Source organism: Jannaschia donghaensis (assembly GCF_001403795.1).
Lineage (GTDB): Bacteria > Pseudomonadota > Alphaproteobacteria > Rhodobacterales > Rhodobacteraceae > Jannaschia > Jannaschia donghaensis.
In genome coordinates, this window is record NZ_CXSU01000011.1 from 745,871 (window position 1) to 765,940 (window position 20,070).

The window sequence follows — 20,070 nt, forward strand, 5'->3', positions numbered from 1 at the left end:
CCCCGTGGTATTTGAAGCCGGAAAAAGGAAGCGGACATGGCGAAGATCGTTCTGCATCACGTACCCGAAAGCCGCTCGCAGCGGGTGCTGTGGCTGCTGCACGAACTGGGCGCGGACTTCGATGTGCGTGTCTGGCCCTTTGACAAGACGTTGCGGTCTGACGATTTCCTTGCCCTCAACCCGGCCGGTCGCGTTCCCGCGCTGGAAATGGACGGGCGCTCTTATTGGGAGACGGGGGCCATCATCGAAATTCTGTGCGAACGCTTCGGCCATCTTGGACGCATGCCGGGCGATGCGGAACGGGCGGATTGGCTGATCTGGGTGCATTTTTCCGAAACGATTTCCCAGCATGCGGCGGCGCTGACGCAAAGCCACGTGATGCTGCGCGAGGATTGGATGCGGTCGCCCGTGGTGATGAAGCTGGAGGCGGCGCGCGTGGGCAAATGCTTCGACGCCATCGAAGCGCGGTTGTCGGGCGACTGGCTTCTGTCGGAATTCTCGGCTGCGGATGTGGCTGTCGGTCAGGCCGTCGTCATGGCGCGGCGGTTCCACCGGGTCGGCGATCGCCCCAAGATGGCCGCCTGGGTCGCGCGGTTCGAGGCACGGTCGGCCTTCGCGGCGTCCAACGACGGCGCGGGCCTTTACGGGCAGGACTTCTACGAGGTGCCCGATGCCTGACGCGGTCGAAATCTTCGAAGTCGGGCCCCGCGACGGATTGCAGAACGAAGCGCGAATGATTCCGGCGGCGGATAAGATCGCCCTGATCGACCTGCTGTCGGGGGCCGGTTTCCGGCGGATCGAGGTGGCGAGTTTCGTCAGCCCGAAATGGGTGCCGCAGATGGCCGACGGCGCAGAGGTCCTGGCGGGCATCGCGCGTGCGCCGGGCGTGTCTTATGCCGCGCTGACGCCGAATATCCGCGGCTATGACGGCGCGCGGGCGGCGCGGGCGGACGAGGTGGCGATTTTCGCAAGCGCGTCGGAGGGGTTTTCAAAGGCCAATCTCAACGCAACGATCATCGAAAGTCTGGAGCGGTTCACGCCTGTCGTGCGGGCCGCCGGGGATCATGGGATGCCCGTGCGGGGCTATGTCTCCTGCGTGACGGATTGCCCGTTTGACGGGCCGGTGCCGCCCGGCGATGTCGCCGCCGTCGTCTCCGCCCTGCGTGAATTGGGGTGCTATGAAATCAGCCTTGGCGATACGATCGGGCGCGGCACGTCGGACGCGGTGGATGCGATGCTGGATGCCGTGCTGGGTGAGATGGACGCCGGACGTCTGGCAGGACATTTCCATGATACCGCCGGACGCGCGTTGGAAAATGTCGATGTCGCGCTGGCGCGGGGCCTTCGGGTGTTTGACGCGGCCGTCGGCGGCCTTGGCGGGTGTCCCTATGCGCCCGGCGCGGCGGGCAACGTGGCGACCGAGACGTTGCTGGCCCATCTGACGGCGGCTGGCCACGCTACGGGTCTGGACGCAGACATCATAGACCGGGCGGCAGCGATGGCGCGGGCGATGCAAAGCGCCTGATGTTTGGCGACGCTGGACGAGACATAACAAGATCGGGCGCGTGAGGCCCGACTAGGAGGACCGATGGACTATGAAACTCTGGATGTGACCCGCGACCGTCGCGGCGTCGTGACGGTGATCCTGAATTTGCCCGACACGCACAACGCCATGTCGGCGCAGATGATGGACGATCTGACCGATATCGCCCGGACATTGGGCAGCGACGACAGCCGCGTCGTGGTCCTGACCGGGGCGGGCCGATCGTTCTGCGCCGGCGGCGACTTGCGCTGGATGCGGGCGCAATTCGATGCGGAGCCTGCGGCGCGTGCGACCGAGGGCAAGCGCCTGGCCGGAATGCTTCAGGCGCTTAACACGATACCGAAACCCCTGATCGCGCGGGTGAACGGCGCGGCCTTTGGTGGCGGCGTGGGCCTGTGCTGCGTGTCGGACGTGGCGATCGGCGTGGACAGCGCGGTTTTCGGCCTGACGGAAACGCGGCTGGGGCTGATCCCGGCGACGATCGGGCCTTACGTGATCGCGCGGATGGGGGAAGGTCGGGCGCGGCGCGTCTTCATGAACTCCCGCCGGTTCGATGCGGCGGAGGCGGTCGATCTGGGCGTACTGTCGAAGGCGGTGGAGGCGGGCGATCTGGAAGCCGCGGTGGAGGCGGAGGTTGTGCCCTATCTGTCCTGCGCACCCGGCGCGGTGGCGGATGCGAAACGATTGGCCCGGTCGCTGGGCCCCGTAATCGACGCGTCGACGATCGCGTCGACGATCGATGCCCTGTCGGCGCGGTGGAACGGGGACGAGGCGTCCGAAGGCGTGGGGGCCTTTTTCGACAAGCGCAAGCCGACGTGGGTGGAGTGAAACGGGATCCGGCGGCGAAACCCGGCGCGCATGTGATCTGTCCGCTTGGCCGGAGTCTCCGGCTCCGCTAGACTATGCCCAAACCCTCGTCAGAAGGACCCTGCAGGCATGTTCACCCGTCGCACGTTCACCGCAATGCTCGCCGTCGCGCCCCTTTCCGCCTGTGCGGACGCGCCCGTCACATCATCGCGCCCCGGCCTTCGCGCCGCTGATCCCGACCTTATTCCACGGGCGAATGCCGGCTGGTCGGCGTGGGTCGAGGGGTTCAAGGGCCGCGCACGGTCGCAAGGCATTTCGCAGGCGACGCTGGAGGCCGCGTTTCGGGGGCAGGGCTTTGTGCCCGGCGTCGTCGCCCGCGACCGCAACCAGACCGAATTCAAGCGCAGCTTCGAAGATTATATCGCCATCGTCGCGCCCGAGCGGAAAGTGACCGCAGGGCGCGCCGCCTTCGCCCGTAATCGCAGCACGCTGCAGGCCATCGAAAGCCGCTATGGCGTGCCCGCCGAGATCGTCTGCGCCATCTGGGGCGTAGAGAGCAATTTCGGCGCACGGCGCGGCGACATCCCGACGGTCAGCGCGGTGTCCACGCTGGCCTTCGATGGTCGTCGCGGGGCGTTCTTCGAAAAACAGTTGATCGCGGCGATGCAGATCCTGCAATCCGGCGACATCACCCCGCAGCGGATGCTGGGCAGCTGGGCTGGCGCGATGGGCCACACGCAGTTCATCCCGACGTCGTATCTGCAATCGGCGGTCGATTTCACCGGCGACGGCCGCCGCGACATCTGGAGCGACGATCCGGCCGACGCGCTGGCCTCGGCCGCGGCGTACCTGCGCGACGCAGGCTGGAAGGCCGGGCAAAGCTGGGCCATCGAGGATCCGAGCGGCAACCTGACGCCGGACCGGGGCGGGCCGTCGTTCCGGACGGGGCCGAATTTCCGCGTCATCAAGCGCTACAACAACTCGGATGCCTATGCGCTGGGGGTCGGGCATCTGGCCGACCGGATCGCTGGCGGCGGTCCGCTGCGTCAGCCGTTCGGCCCCGACCGTTTCGGCCTGACCATCGACCAGCGGCAGGATCTGCAGCGCAAGCTGACGCGCGCGGGGTTCGACACCGACGGCGACGACGGCGTCATCGGACCGCGAAGCCGCGCCGCCATTTCCGCGTTCCAGCGGTCGCGCGGGCTGGCCGTGACGGGCGATCCGTCGGTTGCGCTTTTGAACATGCTTTGAATTTCCGGCCGCCGCTATCGCATATCGGCTGGCCCGTCGCCACATGGAAGACCGGGCTGTTCGGCCCCGAGCGGCAGCGTGAAAGGACCTCGATGCGCCTTCTTCCAATCCTTCTGACCCTTGCGGTGACACTGATGGTGCTGCCTGCGGTGGCGGACCCGCTGCGCAACACCAGCCAGTTCGGCGTCGACATGCGGGCGGGACCCGGATTGCAGTTTCCGCTGATCCACGTCCTGGATCCGGGCGAGGTGGCAGACCGGGGGCGTTGCGATCTGGACGGCAAATGGTGCCTGCTGACGGCACGCAACAAGATCGGTTGGGTCGACACCTTCGGCCTGGCCCCGCCGCGGGCGACCGGCGCATCCGATCTGTCGCGGTCCGATCCGATCACGCCGCTGCGCACCGCGCCGATCGAGAGCACGACGCTGGACGGCGGGCCCGTGGGCACGCGACCTTTGCCGGGGGCGATCACCGACGCGGTCCGCGGGATGATCGGCGGCGTGCCGCCCGCGCCGCCGGGGGCCCGCGTGCCGTTCATGTTCGCGACGAACGCGCCGTTCTATAACGTAACGGCCGGGCCGGTGAATTTGCGCGCGGGGCCGGGCACCGAAAACCCCGTCGTCGGTCTGCTGGACCCAGGCCAGGGCGGCGTCATCGACGTCTGCGATGCCGCGCAGCGCTGGTGCCGCATCTCGGTTCAGGGCGGGCCGGTCGCCTGGGTCAAGATGACGCTGGTTGGCCTGCGCCGGATCGACGTGCCCCCACTTGCGGCCAGCGACCGGGCGCGTTGACGGCGGCACGGGGCCGGATTAAACGCTGAAGCCACAGAACAGGAGTCCCCGATGGACGAGATGCTGCGTGAATACCTGCCGATCATGATGTTCCTTGGCGTGGCGGTGGGCCTCGGCCTGGTCCTGATCCTGGCCGCTGCCGTCATCGCCGTGCGCGCGCCCGACCCCGAGAAGGTCTCGGCCTATGAATGCGGGTTCAATGCCTTCGACGACGCGCGCATGAAGTTCGACGTTCGGTTCTATCTGGTCGCGATCCTGTTCATCATCTTCGATCTGGAAATCGCGTTCCTCTTTCCCTGGGCCGTTTCGTTTCAGGGCCTGTCGGACGCCGCGTTCTGGTCGATGATGGTGTTCCTGTCGGTCCTGACCGTCGGGTTTGCCTACGAATGGAAGAAGGGCGCACTCGACTGGGAATGATCGAACAGGCCACCGTCCGGCCCGAATATCGTCGTAATCACCTGAGAAGCCTTCGCCATTCGGCGGAGGCTTCTTCATGTCAGGCATCCTATCCTATCGACTCTGGCGGCTGCGGCGTCGGATCGTTATCGGAACGGTCCTTTCGGCGGCTCCGGGTTTGCTGATCGCGCCGGATGCGCCGCTGGCCGTGCTGCACGCCGTCGCAATGGGCCTGTTCTGGTCGTGGCACGCCGTCCGTTTTCCCCGTTCCCATTTCGAGCCGGTGTATTTCGGCCTGTGCTGGGGCGTGGCCTACGCGGGCTGCGCCGCCTTGCCAATCCTGACCGACAAACCGTCTCACCCAATGCTCCTGATCCTCTTTCCGATCCTGCTGTTGGGGGTTGCGGTACTGCTCGCGGCTCCGGGACAGGTCTTCAACTGGTGGACCTTCCCGGTGAAGGTCCGTCTGCACGGCACACGTGCGTCGCGGCTTTCGGTCGATGCGCTGCGCAAGGGCACGACGGCCGATGACGGACATCGCTCGGATCGCCGCGATGTCGATGCGGACGGGGAGGACGGCCTGCTGCGCATCACCAACCGCGCCCCGTACATCGACGTGGCGACCGGCAAGCTAGAGCAGGCGGAGTGGACGACGTGGGCGCGTGACGAGATCGCGACCGACACGGTTCACGCCACCATCCACATGGCCGAGCGGGAGGCGGAGCCCGTGCTGACGGTTCTGGAGTATGCCGAACGCGGCGACGGCTCCCTCCTGACCTACACGGAAACCAGGACATGGCCTGCAGAAAACCTCTGGGCATTCTGGCTGTCCGACGGCACGCGCGATCACCTGACCTGCCTGTGCGATCAGGCAGAAGGGCGGGCACCGCGGGCCATATCCCTCGAACCGGACGATGCGATGATCCACGCGATCAATCGCCTCTTCCCGTCCGAGGACCCACCTGCGCCGCCCTCCGATCCGGTGAACCGCGGCCCCTGGGGCTGAAACCGGGACGATCCGCCGCGCGTTGACGGGGTGAACGGACGAGACAAGCCGCCTATCTCCATGTGTGGCCGCGTTGACCCTTCGGGGGGCGCGGGCTAGACGCAGGATGTCGGGGAGACCAGCCCCGGCGAGATACCGATAGGAGCGGCTGACATGGGCGTGCAGACCGGATTGAACACCGCAGGTGGCGACAAGGAACACGCCACACAGCTTCTGAACCGGGAGTTGCAGGACAAGGGTTTCCTGCTGACCTCGACCGAGGACATCATCAATTGGGCGCGCACCGGCTCGCTGCATTGGATGACGTTCGGTCTGGCCTGCTGCGCCGTCGAGATGATGCACACCGCGATGCCGCGCTACGACATGGAGCGGTTCGGGACGGCACCCCGCGCGTCCCCGCGCCAATCCGACCTGATGATCGTGGCCGGTACGCTGACCAACAAGATGGCCCCCGCGCTGCGCAAGGTCTACGACCAGATGCCCGAGCCGCGCTACGTTCTATCGATGGGGTCCTGCGCGAACGGCGGCGGCTATTATCACTACAGCTATTCGGTGGTGCGCGGCTGCGACCGGATCGTGCCGGTCGACCTCTATGTGCCGGGCTGCCCGCCGACGGCGGAGGCGCTTCTTTATGGGTTGCTGCAACTTCAACGCAAGATCCGCCGGACGGGGACATTGGTGCGATGACCGAACAACTTCAGGAACTGGTCGCACATATCGAAATCCGCCAGGGCGATCTGGTGTCGTCGCACACCATCGTCCGCGACGAGCTGACGTTGGAGGTTTCATCCTCCGATATTCCCACCCTCGTGGATTTCCTGAAATTGGACGAACAATGCCGCTTCGCGTCGTTGGTGGACATCACGGCCATCGACTATCCGGGTGACGAGCGGCGGTTTTGTGTCGTGTATCACTTCCTCAGCATGTACCGGAATCAGCGCATTCGCCTGAAGACCTTCGTGCGGGAGGAGGAGATCGTGCCGTCGATCATCGACATCCACCCCTCGGCCAATTGGTTCGAGCGGGAGGTGTTCGACATGTTCGGCATCCTCTTCTCCGGCCACCCGGACCTGCGCCGTATCCTGACGGACTACGGTTTCCGCGGTCATCCGCTGCGCAAGGACTTCCCGACGACGGGCTATACCGAGGTGCGCTACGACGAGGTGCAAAAGCGCGTCGTCTACGAGCCGGTGTCGCTGACGCAGGAATACCGGCAGTTCGACTTCATGTCCCCGTGGGAGGGCGCGGAGTATGTGCTTCCGGGTGATGAGAAGGGGGAGGCGAAGTGATGTGGTTTGACCCTCTTGGTGAGATTGGCGGACTGCTTGCAGGCTTGGCTGCGGCAATGACATTTGCCACTAGCCTCTCAAAAAAAACCTGCATTCTTGGATTTATCCGATGCGTGTCATTGATCTCATTTGATTTTTCCGACCGTTTTGTGTGGCAGAAATCAGCCGACTTAGTAGGTAGGACTTCGACATGATGGACGGCGACATTCGCACGAACACGTATGACGACGGCTCCGTCGACGCCCTCACCGGCGAGCAGCGGATCCGGAATTTCAACATCAACTTCGGCCCGCAGCATCCGGCGGCGCATGGCGTGTTGCGTCTGGTGCTGGAGCTGGACGGCGAGATCGTGGAGCGGTGCGACCCGCACATCGGTCTGCTGCATCGCGGCACCGAGAAGTTGATGGAGAGCCGTACGTATCTCCAGAACCTGCCCTATCTGGACCGGTTGGATTATGTCGCGCCCATGAATCAGGAACACGCCTGGTGTCTGGCGATCGAGCGGTTGTGCGACATTCAGGTGCCGCGTCGCGCATCGCTGATCCGTGTGCTGTTTTGCGAAATCGGGCGCATCCTATCTCACATCCTCAACGTCACGACGCAGGCTATGGATGTCGGCGCGCTGACGCCCCCGCTCTGGGGTTTCGAAGAACGTGAGAAGCTGATGGTCTTCTACGAGCGGGCCTGCGGCGCGCGCCTGCACGCGGCGTATTTCCGGCCCGGCGGCGTCCATCAGGATCTGACGCCCGAACTGCTGGCCGATATCGACACCTGGTGTGACGAGTTTCCGCGCGTGATGGACGACATCGACGGATTGCTGACCGAAAACCGCATCTTCAAGCAGCGCAACGTCGACATCGCCGTGGTGTCCGAACAAGAAGTCATGGACTGGGGGTTCTCCGGCGTCATGGCGCGTGGATCGGGTCTGGCCTGGGACCTGCGCCGCGCGCAGCCCTATGAGTGCTACGACGAGTTCGATTTCCTGATCCCGACGGGCAACAACGGCGATTGCTACGACCGTTATCTGGTTCGGATGGAGGAGATGCGGCAGTCCTTGCGCATCATGAAGCAGGCCATCGCCAAACTGGCCGAGCCGGAAGGGCAGGGCGACATCCTGGCCCGTGGCAAGATCACGCCGCCCAAACGGTCGGACATGAAGACCTCGATGGAAAGCCTGATCCACCACTTCAAGCTCTATACCGAAGGCTTTCACGTGCCTGCCGGCGAAATCTATGCCGCCGTCGAGGCTCCCAAGGGCGAATTCGGTGTCTACATGGTGTCGGACGGGTCGAACAAACCCTACCGCGCCAAGCTGCGCGCGCCGGGGTATCTGCACTTGCAGGCGATGGACCACATCGCGCGCGGGCACCAGTTGGCGGACGTGGCGGCGATCATTGGTACGTTGGACGTGGTGTTTGGGGAGATTGATCGGTGAAGGCAGCTGCTCTTTCAGCTTCAGTCTTTGCTTTCACCTCTGCGGCTTCCACGGCAGAGGTGCCCTCGACACGAGATTTTCAGAGATATGTAAGTTACGAGTTCTACGATGATTGCTCTGCCTTAGCGAGCCAGCTGACGCCCGAGATGCTCCCGAATGCGACGGGCACGTATCTGTTTCGTCGGACTGCCTATGTAATGAGGGATCAGTGCGTTCGCGTTGACGTCCAATGTAAAGTTGGCGCGATCGATGATACCGCGCGGCGAGCACTGGAAGTGAACACCATGAATGTGAGTCTTGCCGAACGGCATGACTGTGGTCTCATTTCGAGCCTTACCAGAACAAACTCAGACTGGCAGGAACTGAATTAATGCTACGCCGCCTCCACCAAGACCAACCCGAGACCTTCGCTTTCACCGAGGCCAACCAAGCCTGGGCCGACGCGCAGATCACCAAGTATCCCGAGGGCCGTCAGGCCAGCGCGATCATTCCGTTGCTGTGGCGCGCGCAGGAGCAGGAAGGATGGCTGACGCGGCCCGCCATCGAGTATGTCTCGGAGATGCTGGGCCTCGCCTATATCCGCGGGCTGGAGGTGGCGACGTTCTATTTCATGTTCCAGCTGCAACCCGTCGGCAAAACGGCGCATATCCAGATCTGCGGCACCACGTCTTGCATGATCTGCGGTGCCGAGGATCTGGTCGCGGTCTGCAAAGACAAGATCGCCAAGCGCCCGCATGAGATCAGCGAAGACGGTCAGCTGTCGTGGGAAGAGGTGGAGTGTCTGGGGGCCTGCGCCAACGCGCCGATGGCCCAGATCGGCAAGGATTATTACGAAGACCTGACGGTGGAGCGGTTCAGCGAAATGCTGGACGAATTCCGCGCGGGCAACGTTCCGAAACCCGGCCCGCAGAACGGTCGGTTCACGTCTGAGCCGCTGGGCGGTGCGACCGCGCTGACCGATGCGGCGGCGAACATGAACCACGACCGCAATGCGAGCGTGACGCTGGCGACCGATATCGGCGACACGATCAAGCGGATCGACGGGACCGAGGTGCCGCTGGTCGCCCCCTGGGGCAAGGCCAACCAGGCCGACCCCGATCCGGTGGTCGCCGAGCGTGACCCGCTGATGGCCCCGGAAGGCCCCGACGGCAAGCAGGGCGGCAAACTGGCGGGGCAGGCGGATGCCAATCGGTCGCGCGGTGACGCCAGCGACGGCAAGGCCAATATCCGCGGCAGCGATGCCACGGCCATCGGCACGCCCGACGAAGGCACCGTCGCCCCCCCGCTCAAGGACAAGTCGGCGGCGCGCAAGCCGATCGTCGAAGCGGGCGAATCAGGCGCGCCGGGGATCGAAGGGGAAAAACCGACTGGTCTGGACGCGCCGCGGGATGGATCGGCGGATGACCTCACACGCATCCGCGGCATTGGGCCGAAGCTGGAAAAGCTTTGCAATTCTCTAGGGTTCTGGCATTTTGACCAGATCGCGAATTGGTCCGAGGCGGAAATCGCATGGGTCGATGCGAACTTGGAGGGGTTCAAGGGGCGCGTGACGCGTGACGAATGGGTCAAACAGGCTAAAGTGCTGACCAAGGGGGAGTAGGCCGCGCTCTGCTCCCGTGGCGTAAAGGGGGGATGTTCGCTGAGATCGACCCCAAACTGGGAGTTGATCCATGGACAACCATGACAAGAACATGACCACCGGAAACGTCGTGATCAGCTGGGGCATCGCCGCCTTGGCCGGTTTCATCGCGTTTCTTCTGTTTCGGATCATGGGCGATTGGACGTTTTCCGCCGCCGGGTTCGGGGGCGGGTTCATTGCCCTGATCCTGGTGGTGATCTTCACGATCATCTTTGGCCGCGACCTGACGCCGCCGCAGGCCCCGCAGGTCGATCTGCGCCCACGTCCGGTCGGGCCGGACGCGCCCGTGCCGACCGCCACGGCTGCGCCCAAGGGCGCGGGCGCGGCCCCGACGGTGGACGCCACCGAGACCGTATCCCCGGATACGTCAGTGTCGAAAAACAGCGCGCCCGCCACACCGGACACGACACCAAAGGCGACCGCGCCGGTCGCGCCAAAGGCGGCCCCCGCGGCGACGGCCGCCGTGGTCGCAGGCAGCGCGGGCACCGGTGGCGGTGCCGCCGCGGCCACGTCGCCCGCCGCGACCGGCACACCGGTGGGCGAGGGGGCCATATCGGCCACCGACCGGCGCGAGAACGAAGCGGCAAGCCGCGCCGCAATTTCCGAGCAGCCGGTGACGGCACCCGCCACCGGGCCGGGAACCAAACCCCAAGCGCTGGACGCGCCGCGCGGCGGGACGGCGGACGATCTCAAGCGGATCAAAGGCGTAGGGCCCAAGATGGAAACTATGCTGAACGGCATGGGTTTCTGGCACTTCGATCAGATCGCATCCTGGTCCGATCAGGAGGTCGCCTGGGTCGACCAGAATCTCGAAGGGTTCAAGGGTCGGGTCACGCGCGACGAATGGGTCCCGCAGGCAAGGGCCCTAGCCGCCGGAGAGACCACCGCCTTTTCGACGCGTGTCGACAAGGGCGATGTCTATTGATCTGCGGCACCGCGGACGCTTGACGGCATCCCGCCGTCGCTGTTGAAGGGGGCGAAATGACCGGCCCCTCCGACCATGACGTGGCGATCGCCAAGCGCTCCGCCCGCGTGGCGGGTGTTATTATCGGTGTCTTCGTTCTGTGGGGGGTGCTTCAGGCCCTTGGCGCGCAATACGACCTGTCGCGCCGTATCATGGGCCTGGGAGATTCCGTCGCATTGGTGGCGATGGGCTGGGCGATATACGAGACAGTGATGATCTGGCGGCTGCGCCGCGAGAAGGAGTGACGACATGCTGCAAGACCAGGACCGCATTTTCACCAACATCTACGGGATGGCCGACCGGTCCCTGAAGGGCGCGCAGTCGCGCGGCCATTGGGACGGCACCAAGGACCTGATCGGTCTGGGCCGCGACAAGATCGTCGAAATCATGAAGGCCAGCGGGCTGCGCGGACGCGGCGGCGCGGGCTTCCCCACGGGTCTCAAATGGTCGTTCATGCCCAAAGAAAGCGACGGGCGTCCTGCATATCTGGTCATCAACGCCGACGAGAGCGAGCCGGGCACCTGCAAGGACCGGGAGATCATGCGCCACGATCCCCACACCCTGATCGAAGGTGCGCTGATCGCGTCCTTCGCCATGAATGCGCATGCCTGCTATATCTACATCCGCGGCGAATACATTCGCGAGAAGGAGGCGCTGCAGGCGGCCATCGACGAAGCCTATGACGCGGGCCTGATCGGCAAGAACGCCTGCGGCTCGGGCTGGGACTTCGATCTGTACCTGACCCACGGCGCGGGGGCCTACATCTGCGGCGAAGAAACCGCCCTGATCGAAAGCCTGGAAGGGAAGAAGGGGATGCCGCGCATGAAGCCGCCGTTCCCGGCAGGGGCGGGCCTTTACGGCTGCCCGACGACGGTCAACAACGTCGAAAGCATTGCGGTCGTCCCCACCATCCTGCGCCGCGGGGCCGAATGGTTCGCGGGGTTCGGTCGTCCGAATAACGCCGGCACCAAGCTGTTCGCGATTTCCGGCCATGTGAACCGGCCCTGCGTGGTCGAGGAGGCGATGTCGATCCCCTTCGAGGAGTTGATCGAGAAGCATTGCGGCGGCATCCGTGGCGGTTGGGACAACCTCAAGGCGGTGATCCCGGGCGGGTCGTCGGTTCCGATGATTCCGGGCAAGGACATGCGCAGCGCGATCATGGATTTCGACTATCTGCGCGAACAGAAGTCGGGTCTGGGGACGGCGGCGGTCATCGTGATGGATCAGTCCACGGACGTCATCAAGGCGATCTGGCGGTTGTCGGCGTTCTACAAGCACGAAAGCTGCGGTCAGTGCACGCCCTGCCGCGAAGGCACCGGCTGGATGATGCGGGTCATGGATCGTCTGGTGAAAGGCGAGGCGGAGGTCGAAGAGATCGACATGCTGCTCGACGTCACCAAACAGGTGGAGGGTCACACGATCTGCGCCCTCGGCGATGCGGCCGCTTGGCCGATCCAGGGTCTGATCCGGCATTTCCGCGATGAGATCGAGGATCGGATCAAGCACAAGCGCGTGCGCCCCACGGCGGCTGTGGCCGCCGAGTGATGTTCTTGTCCTTCACCTTGAAGACGGCCGCCCTGACGGCGTTCACGGCCTTGGCTCTTGCCGCGTGCCAGACGGCATCCGTGCCGGCTGCAACCCCTGCCGTGGCATTGAACACCGACACGGTGGCATTGCAGGCCAACACGCAGTCCTTCGCCCAGGATACAGCCGTCGCGGCCTTTTATGCCCAGCGCTGCGCCGACCGGGGCATCACGCTTGCCGGTGGCAGCCCCGACGCCGCGTCCGAAGCCTTCTTCGCCCGAATGACCGCTGCCGGTTACTCCCGCCCGCAGATCGAGGCGGCGACGGCATCGGTCGATACGGGGGCGACCGGGCAGGCCGCGATTTCCTATCTGGAAGGTCGGGGGCTGCAGGACGGCGACGACAGGCTCTGCGCTTCGGCCCGGACGGAAGTGTCGCAGGGCACGGCCGTCGGGCAACTCCTCTCGATCTGACGGGCGCGGTGCGGCGGGGCGCGGGCGGGGCCACGAAGGCGTTCCTTGCCTTTCCCACGACGTTCGTGTGATCCACCCCGCATGATGGAACATATTGCCCCCTACGCTCATGCCCTCGCCTCTCTTGGCGGCTGGGCCATTTTGATGGTCATCCTGCTGATCGCCTCCGCCTTCGGGACGCCTCGCGGCAGGACCGAAAGCGGCCATCCGGTCCGCGACTATTCGGACCCGGCCTACCGCCGCAGTCGGGCGTTCCTGAACGCGATCGAAATCAGTGGGCCGTTCATTGCCGCCACGCTTGCCGCGATCCTGGTCGGCGCGTCGCCGCTGCTGGTCAACATCTTTGCGTCCGTGTTTCTTGCCTCGCGCGTGGGGATGGCCATCGTTCACATCGCGACCGAGATTCAGCCCCTGCGCTCCGCGTTCTGGTTCGTCGGGCTGATCTGCTGCCTGGCCCTTGCCGGGATGGCGATCGTCGGGGCTTTCGCGCTTTGATCCGGCTTGCGGCCCTCGTTCTGATCGCCGCACCGGCCGCGGCGCAGGACAGACGCCCCGCGCCCGAGATTTTCGTCACATCCGCCATGGCCACCTCGACAGCGCAGATACTGGCCGTGAACTGCCCCGTGTTGTCCATCAATCCCGGAGCGATGCGCACCGAGACGGACCGCGTCCTGGACGCGCTGGACGCAGATGGCTTCACGCCCGAGACGATGACCGACGCGATGGAAGACCCGTCGGACCGGATCGCGGTCTTGCAGGATGCGTTCCTGGCGAAGCATGATCTCGCCGACGGGGCCACGTCAGATGCGGTTTGCGCCGCCGGGCTGCGCGAAATTTCTGAGGGAACCGCCATCGGTGCCCTGTTGCTGGAGGTCGAGGGATGAGGATCTTGGGTTTGGGTATCGCGACCACGCTGGCGCTGTCGGGATGCGGCACACTGGGCAGCTTGTCGTCCGGCGCATCGTCCCCGTTCAGCGGCGGTGGCGGTGGATTGCGCGGCTCCCAAAGCGAGATCGACGGCATCCGGTTTCGCACCCGCGTCTCTTCGGTCACTGCGGACGATCGCGGTTTTACGACCCTGACACGTGGGGCCGGACGCGACCTGGCCGCCGCTGCGGAGGCGGGACGGGTCGAAGCCGTGGAATATTGCATCCGCCGATTCGGCGGATCGGAAATCACCTGGACGCTGGGACCGGACCGCCCGGCCGGGGAAACGCCGCTGGATCAGGCGGGCGCACTGATCCTGGCGGGGACCTGCATCTCGCGGTGATCCGTCTGTGATCGGATGTCACGGCCGCTGATATTGAATAGCCCGTGTAAGGGCGCACATCTGATGACGACACGAAACATTCGAGGTCCGATGATGATTGCCCGCACCCTTGCAGTCGCCCTGCTTCTGGCAACGCCCGCCGCCGCCGACCGATACGATGCCCTGCGGGCCGATCCCGAAATCGCCAACGGCGTGCTGGTCGCCGCCATCGGCGACGCCATCGGCGATGCCTGTCCCGATCTGGGGGAGCGTCGCACACGGTCATTGCTGGTGCTGAACGCGTTGGTGAACCGCGCACGCACCCTGGGCTATTCCGTCGGTGAAATCCGGGCCTATGTCGACGACGACGGTGAAAAAGCGCGGGTCAAGTCGCAGGCGCGGCAGTGGTTGGCGCAAAAGGGGGCCTCGACCAATGATCCGGGCAGCATCTGCCGGGTCGCGCGGGCTGAAATTGCCGCCGGAACGACCATCGGACGGCTCATGTACGTCAAGTGAGAACCATCACGGGCGGGGGCGACAAAGCCTCGCACGCGACGTTTCCGACACTGGCCTCCGCCGTCCGACCGGGCTAAACAACGTGCAAACGCGCTGATGCAGACCGGAGCGACCGCGATGTCCGACCTCAAGACAATCAACATCGACGGAACCGAGATCGAGGTTCCCGCCGAAATGACACTGATCCAGGCTTGTGAGCAAGCGGGCGTCGAGATCCCCCGTTTCTGTTATCATGAGCGTCTGTCCATCGCGGGCAATTGCCGTATGTGTCTGGTCGAGGTCGTTGGTGGCCCGCCGAAACCCGCCGCAAGCTGCGCCATGCAGGTCAAGGATCTGCGTCCCGGCAAGGACGGGGAGCCGCCGGTCGTCAGAACCAACTCGCCCATGGTCAAGAAGGCGCGCGAGGGGGTGATGGAGTTCCTGCTCATCAATCATCCGCTGGACTGCCCGATCTGCGATCAGGGTGGTGAATGCGATCTGCAGGATCAGGCAATGGCCTACGGGGTCGACTTTTCGCGCTTCCGCGAACCCAAGCGCGCCGCCGTCGATCTGGATCTTGGCCCGCTGGTCGAAACCCATATGACGCGCTGCATCTCCTGCACCCGCTGCGTGCGTTTCACCACCGAAGTCGCGGGCATCACCCAGATGGGCCAGACCGGACGCGGCGAGGATTCGGAGATCACGTCCTATTTGGGCGAGACGTTGAAATCGAACATGCAGGGCAACATCATCGATCTGTGCCCCGTCGGCGCCCTGGTGTCCAAGCCCTATGCCTTCACGGCCCGCCCGTGGGAGCTGACGAAGACCGAAACCATCGATGTGATGGATGCGCTGGGCGCGTCGATCCGGGTGGACACCAAGGGCCGCGATGTCATGCGCATCCTGCCGCGCAACCACGACGGCACCAACGAAGAGTGGATTTCCGACAAGACCCGCTTCGTCTTTGACGGCCTGCGCCGCCAGCGTTTGGACAAGCCTTATGTCCGCGTCGACGGCAAATTGAAGTCCGCCACCTGGCCCGAGGCTCTGGACGCCGCGGCTAAGGCAATGAAAGACGCGAAGGTCGCGGGCCTCGTCGGTGACCTGGTTCCAACCGAAGCCGCCTTTGCCCTGCGCCAGTTGATGGACAAGATGGGTGGCGTCACCGAATGTCGCACCGATGGGGCAAAACTGGGGACCGGCCGCGCGGAATATGCGGGCACGGCGGCGATCGAGGATATCGACACCGCTCAGAATATCATGTTGATCGGTACCGACCCCGCGCGGGAGGCCCCGGTCTTGAATGCCCGCTTGCGCAAGGCGTGGACGCGCGGTGCGAACGTCGGCCTGGTCGGCAAGAAGGTCGATCTGACCTTCGATTACGAACACGTCGGCACCGGCCGCGCCGCGTTGGCGCAGGTCTCCGGGCAGACGGTTAGCGAAGAGACCAGAGCCGCGCCCTCGATCGTGATCGTCGGCATGGCGGCCCTGTCTGGGGACGACGGCGCGGACGTCTTCGCCCACGCCCGTCAGATCGCGGAGAATTCGGACTCCGGTCTGCTGATCCTGCACACCGCAGCGTCGCGTGTGGGCGCGATGGATGCGGGCTGCACCACCGACGGCGGGGTCGAGGCCGCGCTGGCGGCGGACGTCATCTACAACCTGGGGGCCGATGACGTGGATGTGCCGGCGGGCAAGTTCGTCATCTACCAGGGCAGTCACGGCGACCGGGGCGCGCACCGTGCCGACGTCATCCTGCCCGGGGCCGCCTGGACCGAGGAGCAGGGCCTGTTCGTCAATACCGAAGGCCGCCCGCAGCTTGCCCTGCGCTCCGCCTTCGCGCCGGGCGACGCCAAGGAAAACTGGGCTATCCTGCGCGCCCTGTCGGCCGAGGTCGGGCTGCAGCTGTCGTTCGACAGCATCGCACAGCTGCGCCGCGCCCTGGTGAAGACCGCACCCCATCTGGCCGAAATCGACGAGGTGGCGGTCAATACCTTCGCGCCGACGGCGGCCCTGCCTGCCTTGGCCGATGGAGACTTCGACGTTACGATCTCCGATTTTTATCTGACGAACCCGATCGCCCGCGCCAGCCAGTTGATGGCGGAACTCTCGCAGCTGGCCCGCGACCGCGACAATCAGCCGATCGCGGCGGAGTAGGGACCATGCGGGCCGTCCCGCTGGTTCTTGTCGCGCTCGTCTCCGGATGCCAAAACGCGGAGCAGCCCGTGGTCGATGTGTTTCGGCCCGACTACAAGGGGGTCGAGACGCGGCTGCTGGAAGGCGATCTGGTGAACTTCCTGGTGACGATGGAAGGGGCGCGTGACCCGCAGGATGTGTTGGATTACGCCGAATGCGCCGCGTCGCAATATGCGCTGATCCGGGGATTCGGATTCGCGCGTCAGGTGCGGACAAACGTGGTCGAAGAGGGTGGCCTTTGGCGCGGAGATGCGGTTTACACCGTTTCGCCAGCGCTCCCTCGGGGGCTGAGAACGATTGATGCCGAAGTGGCGGTCGAGACCTGCCGCGACAAGGGCATTCCGACCATATGAGGACGTGACATGGGCGAATTCTTTCTGACTGGACCCGGTATCGCCCTGATCATCCTGGCGCAAACGTTGGCTGTGGTCGCCTTCGTGATGATCTCGCTGTTGTTCCTCGTTTACGGCGATCGCAAGATCTGGGCGGCTGTGCAGATGCGGCGCGGCCCCAACGTCGTCGGTCCATGGGGTGCGCTTCAAACGGTGGCGGACGCGTTGAAATACGTGGTCAAGGAAATCGTTATTCCGGCCGGCGCGGACCGTTTCGTCTTCATGCTGGCCCCGCTGATTTCCTTCGTGCTGGCAATGATCGCCTGGGCGGTGATCCCGTTTTCGTCGACCTGGGTGTTGGCCGATATCAACGTCGCCATCCTTTACGTCTTCGCCGTTTCCTCGCTGGAGGTGTACGGCGTGATCATGGGCGGCTGGGCGTCGAACTCCAAATATCCGTTCCTGGGCTCGCTCCGGTCCGCGGCGCAGATGATCTCCTACGAGGTGTCGATCGGCCTGGTCATCATTGGCGTGATCCTGTCGACCGGCTCGCTCAACTTCGGGGCCATCGTCGCGGCGCAGGACACCGGCTGGGGCTTCTTCGGCTGGTACTGGCTGCCGCATTTCCCGATGGTTTTCCTGTTCTTCATTTCGGCCCTGGCCGAGACGAACCGCCCACCCTTCGACCTGCCGGAAGCGGAATCGGAGCTGGTCGCCGGATACCAGGTCGAATATTCGTCGACGCCGTTCCTTCTATTCATGGCCGGCGAATACATCGCCATCTTCCTGATGTGCGCGCTGATCTCGCTGCTGTTTTTCGGCGGCTGGCTGTCCCCCATCCCGTTCCTGCCCGACGGGCCGCTGTGGATGGTTGCCAAGATGGCGTTCTTCTTCTTCCTCTTCGCGATGGTGAAGGCCATCGTGCCGCGCTACCGCTACGATCAATTGATGCGTTTGGGCTGGAAGGTGTTCCTTCCGTTCTCGCTCGCCTGGGTCGTTCTGGTGGCATTCCTTGCACGCTACGAAGTGCTCGGCGGGTTCTGGGCCCGCTGGGCCACGGGGGCCTGATATGACACAGCAGACGCAGCAGATCGACTGGAACCGGTCCATCAAGTATTTTCTCCTGGCGGACATCTGGAACGGGATGCGGCTGGGCTTCAAATATTTCTTCGCGCCCAAGGCCACGCTGAACTATCCGCACGAGAAGGGGCCGCAAAGTCCGCGCTTCCGCGGCGAACACGCGCTGCGCCGCTATCCCAACGGCGAAGAACGCTGCATCGCCTGCAAGCTGTGCGAAGCGGTTTGCCCGGCGCAGGCGATCACCATCGACGCCGAGCCGCGCGAGGATGGGTCGCGCCGTACGACGCGTTACGACATCGACATGACCAAATGCATCTTCTGCGGCTTCTGCCAGGAGGCTTGCCCCGTCGATGCCATCGTCGAAGGCCCGAATTTCGAATACGCCACTGAGACGCGGGAGGAGCTGTTCTACGACAAGGAAAAGCTGCTCGACAATGGTGAGCGTTGGGAAGCGGTCATCGCGAAGAACCTCGAAATGGATGCGCCCTACCGATGAGTGATCCCAAGAATCCGTTCGCGGCCTGGATGGGCCAGATGCAGGACATGGCCAAGACCATGAACCCTGCACTCGAGCATTTCACGCCCACCGGGTTCGAGAAGCTCTGGCCGACGATGCCCGCCGAAATGGTGGAGCAATTCATGGGCAAGGGCCTGAACCCCGAGGGTCTGGACGCCAAGACCAAGATGCTGCTGACGCTGGCCGGCCTGACCGTGCTGGGCGCGCAGGCCGAGGCGCAGATCCGCCTGACCGTTCGACAGGCCGCCGAACAGGGTGCCACCAAACAGGAGATCGCCGAGACGATCGGCCTGATGGGTCTGTTCGGGGGGCTGCCCGCGATGAACAAGGCGATGGAGTTGGCCAATGCCGCACTGGGGGACGAGGAATGACCGTCCTTGACGCCGCCTTCTATCTTTTTGCGATCATCACCGTGACGGCCGGTCTGTTCGTGGTCGTGTCGCGCAACCCGGTTCATTCGGTGCTCTGGCTGATCCTGTGCTTTCTGTCGACGGCGGGTCTGTTCGTTCTTCTGGGGGCGGAATTCGTCGCGATGCTGCTGATCATCGTCTATGTGGGCGCGGTCGCGGTGCTGTTCTTGTTCGTCGTCATGATGCTCGACGTCGATTTCGCCGAACTGAAGGCGGAGATGGCGAAATACGTACCGCTTGCAGGTTTGATCGGTGTGGTCCTGCTGATGCAGCTGGCCATCGCCTACGGCGTCTGGGAAACGGCCGAAGGGGTCGAGATGGCCGCCGGTCTTTCGGCGATCGAAACGCCGCCCGTCCTGAACACGCAGGCCTTGGGTCTCATTCTCTATGACGAATATTTCGTCATGTTCCAGCTTTCGGGTCTGATCCTGCTGGTCGCGATGATCGGGGCCATCGCCCTTACGTTGCGCCACCGCAAGGACGTCAAGCGCCAGAACGTGCTGCACCAGATGTGGCGTGACCCCGCGACCGCTATGGACGTCCACGACGTCAAGCCGGGGCAGGGGCTGTGACCTTCCCGAAGTCAATCCAGGAGGAGACGTAATGTCCCGCACCACACTCATCATCGTGATCGTCGTTCTTGTGATCTTGATTGGCGGCTACGGCTTCCTCT

At 64.5% G+C, this 20,070-nt stretch carries 25 protein-coding genes; all 25 read left to right on the forward strand.

Translation table 11 applies throughout. The features are described 5' to 3' along the window. Positions 1–36 precede the first annotated feature (36 nt). The 25 genes from JDO7802_RS08085 to JDO7802_RS08205 all read left to right on the forward strand — a co-directional run bounded on the left by JDO7802_RS08085 (position 37) and on the right by JDO7802_RS08205 (position 19,969). On the forward strand, positions 37–678 hold the full coding sequence (locus JDO7802_RS08085; protein ID WP_055084338.1) for a glutathione S-transferase family protein: 642 nt from the start codon (positions 37–39) through the stop codon (positions 676–678). After that, on the forward strand, positions 671–1,525 hold the full coding sequence (locus tag JDO7802_RS08090) for a hydroxymethylglutaryl-CoA lyase (RefSeq protein ID WP_055084340.1): 855 nt from the start codon (positions 671–673) through the stop codon (positions 1,523–1,525). The genes JDO7802_RS08085 and JDO7802_RS08090 overlap by 8 nt, the downstream gene beginning before the upstream one ends. A gap of 63 nt (positions 1,526–1,588) precedes the next feature. Then, positions 1,589–2,371, forward strand: a complete 783-nt coding sequence (locus tag JDO7802_RS08095) for a crotonase/enoyl-CoA hydratase family protein (protein ID WP_055084342.1) — start codon at positions 1,589–1,591, stop codon at positions 2,369–2,371. Positions 2,372–2,479: 108 nt separating this feature from the next. Continuing rightward, the gene (locus JDO7802_RS08100) at positions 2,480–3,601 is read left to right on the forward strand and encodes a lytic murein transglycosylase (protein ID WP_055084343.1); all 1,122 of its coding nucleotides are present in this window, start codon (positions 2,480–2,482) and stop codon (positions 3,599–3,601) included. A gap of 92 nt (positions 3,602–3,693) precedes the next feature. Continuing rightward, on the forward strand, positions 3,694–4,392 hold the full coding sequence (locus JDO7802_RS08105; RefSeq protein ID WP_055084344.1) for an SH3 domain-containing protein: 699 nt from the start codon (positions 3,694–3,696) through the stop codon (positions 4,390–4,392). A gap of 51 nt (positions 4,393–4,443) precedes the next feature. After that, positions 4,444–4,809, forward strand: coding sequence for an NADH-quinone oxidoreductase subunit A (locus tag JDO7802_RS08110; RefSeq protein WP_055084346.1), 366 nt, complete (start codon positions 4,444–4,446; stop codon positions 4,807–4,809). 76 nt (positions 4,810–4,885) lie between these two features. Beyond that, on the forward strand, positions 4,886–5,794 hold the full coding sequence (locus JDO7802_RS08115; protein WP_055084348.1) for a hypothetical protein: 909 nt from the start codon (positions 4,886–4,888) through the stop codon (positions 5,792–5,794). 153 nt (positions 5,795–5,947) lie between these two features. Further along, a complete protein-coding gene (locus JDO7802_RS08120) occupies positions 5,948–6,481 on the forward strand; it encodes a NuoB/complex I 20 kDa subunit family protein (RefSeq protein WP_055084349.1) in 534 nt (177 codons plus the stop codon). Then, the gene (locus JDO7802_RS08125; RefSeq protein ID WP_055084350.1) at positions 6,478–7,083 is read left to right on the forward strand and encodes an NADH-quinone oxidoreductase subunit C; all 606 of its coding nucleotides are present in this window, start codon (positions 6,478–6,480) and stop codon (positions 7,081–7,083) included. Before JDO7802_RS08120 ends, JDO7802_RS08125 begins: the two co-directional genes overlap by 4 nt. A gap of 190 nt (positions 7,084–7,273) precedes the next feature. Next, positions 7,274–8,518 carry an NADH-quinone oxidoreductase subunit D gene (locus JDO7802_RS08130; RefSeq protein WP_055084352.1) on the forward strand — a complete coding sequence of 415 codons (1,245 nt, stop codon included), beginning with the start codon at positions 7,274–7,276 and terminating at the stop codon, positions 8,516–8,518. 370 nt (positions 8,519–8,888) lie between these two features. Continuing rightward, a complete protein-coding gene (locus JDO7802_RS08135) occupies positions 8,889–10,118 on the forward strand; it encodes an NADH-quinone oxidoreductase subunit E (protein ID WP_055084354.1) in 1,230 nt (409 codons plus the stop codon). A gap of 70 nt (positions 10,119–10,188) precedes the next feature. Beyond that, the gene (locus JDO7802_RS18485) at positions 10,189–11,082 is read left to right on the forward strand and encodes a helix-hairpin-helix domain-containing protein (protein WP_245624145.1); all 894 of its coding nucleotides are present in this window, start codon (positions 10,189–10,191) and stop codon (positions 11,080–11,082) included. 56 nt (positions 11,083–11,138) lie between these two features. After that, positions 11,139–11,366 (forward strand): DUF5337 family protein, encoded by a 228-nt coding sequence (locus tag JDO7802_RS08145; RefSeq protein WP_055084356.1) that lies wholly within the window; start codon positions 11,139–11,141, stop codon positions 11,364–11,366. Between the two features lie 4 nt (positions 11,367–11,370). After that, positions 11,371–12,666 (forward strand): NADH-quinone oxidoreductase subunit NuoF, encoded by a 1,296-nt coding sequence (nuoF, locus tag JDO7802_RS08150; RefSeq protein ID WP_055084358.1) that lies wholly within the window; start codon positions 11,371–11,373, stop codon positions 12,664–12,666. Positions 12,667–12,671: 5 nt separating this feature from the next. After that, on the forward strand, positions 12,672–13,118 hold the full coding sequence (locus tag JDO7802_RS08155) for a DUF5333 family protein (protein ID WP_144430558.1): 447 nt from the start codon (positions 12,672–12,674) through the stop codon (positions 13,116–13,118). Between the two features lie 84 nt (positions 13,119–13,202). Further along, entirely contained in the window at positions 13,203–13,613 is a 411-nt protein-coding gene (locus JDO7802_RS08160) for an MAPEG family protein (RefSeq protein ID WP_055084839.1), read from the forward strand. Further along, positions 13,610–14,002, forward strand: a complete 393-nt coding sequence (locus JDO7802_RS08165; RefSeq protein WP_055084362.1) for a DUF5333 family protein — start codon at positions 13,610–13,612, stop codon at positions 14,000–14,002. Before JDO7802_RS08160 ends, JDO7802_RS08165 begins: the two co-directional genes overlap by 4 nt. Further along, the gene (locus JDO7802_RS08170; protein WP_055084364.1) at positions 13,999–14,388 is read left to right on the forward strand and encodes a hypothetical protein; all 390 of its coding nucleotides are present in this window, start codon (positions 13,999–14,001) and stop codon (positions 14,386–14,388) included. The genes JDO7802_RS08165 and JDO7802_RS08170 overlap by 4 nt, the downstream gene beginning before the upstream one ends. Positions 14,389–14,478: 90 nt before the next feature. Next, on the forward strand, positions 14,479–14,883 hold the full coding sequence (locus JDO7802_RS08175) for a DUF5333 domain-containing protein (protein WP_055084369.1): 405 nt from the start codon (positions 14,479–14,481) through the stop codon (positions 14,881–14,883). 117 nt (positions 14,884–15,000) lie between these two features. Continuing rightward, positions 15,001–17,019: an NADH-quinone oxidoreductase subunit NuoG gene (nuoG, locus tag JDO7802_RS08180; RefSeq protein WP_055084370.1), complete on the forward strand. Its 2,019-nt coding sequence runs from the start codon at positions 15,001–15,003 to the stop codon at positions 17,017–17,019. Positions 17,020–17,024: 5 nt separating this feature from the next. Continuing rightward, complete coding sequence (locus JDO7802_RS08185; RefSeq protein WP_083481076.1) at positions 17,025–17,411, forward strand: YNQ4 family lipoprotein; 387 nt, start codon at positions 17,025–17,027, stop codon at positions 17,409–17,411. A 9-nt stretch (positions 17,412–17,420) separates the two neighbouring features. Continuing rightward, positions 17,421–18,458, forward strand: coding sequence for an NADH-quinone oxidoreductase subunit NuoH (gene nuoH / locus JDO7802_RS08190; protein ID WP_055084371.1), 1,038 nt, complete (start codon positions 17,421–17,423; stop codon positions 18,456–18,458). 1 nt (position 18,459) lies between these two features. Beyond that, positions 18,460–18,966 carry an NADH-quinone oxidoreductase subunit NuoI gene (nuoI, locus tag JDO7802_RS08195; RefSeq protein ID WP_055084373.1) on the forward strand — a complete coding sequence of 169 codons (507 nt, stop codon included), beginning with the start codon at positions 18,460–18,462 and terminating at the stop codon, positions 18,964–18,966. Beyond that, positions 18,963–19,358, forward strand: a complete 396-nt coding sequence (locus JDO7802_RS08200; RefSeq protein WP_055084375.1) for a carboxymuconolactone decarboxylase family protein — start codon at positions 18,963–18,965, stop codon at positions 19,356–19,358. The genes nuoI and JDO7802_RS08200 overlap by 4 nt, the downstream gene beginning before the upstream one ends. Then, entirely contained in the window at positions 19,355–19,969 is a 615-nt protein-coding gene (locus tag JDO7802_RS08205) for an NADH-quinone oxidoreductase subunit J (protein ID WP_055084377.1), read from the forward strand. The genes JDO7802_RS08200 and JDO7802_RS08205 overlap by 4 nt, the downstream gene beginning before the upstream one ends. Positions 19,970–20,070 lie beyond the last annotated feature (101 nt).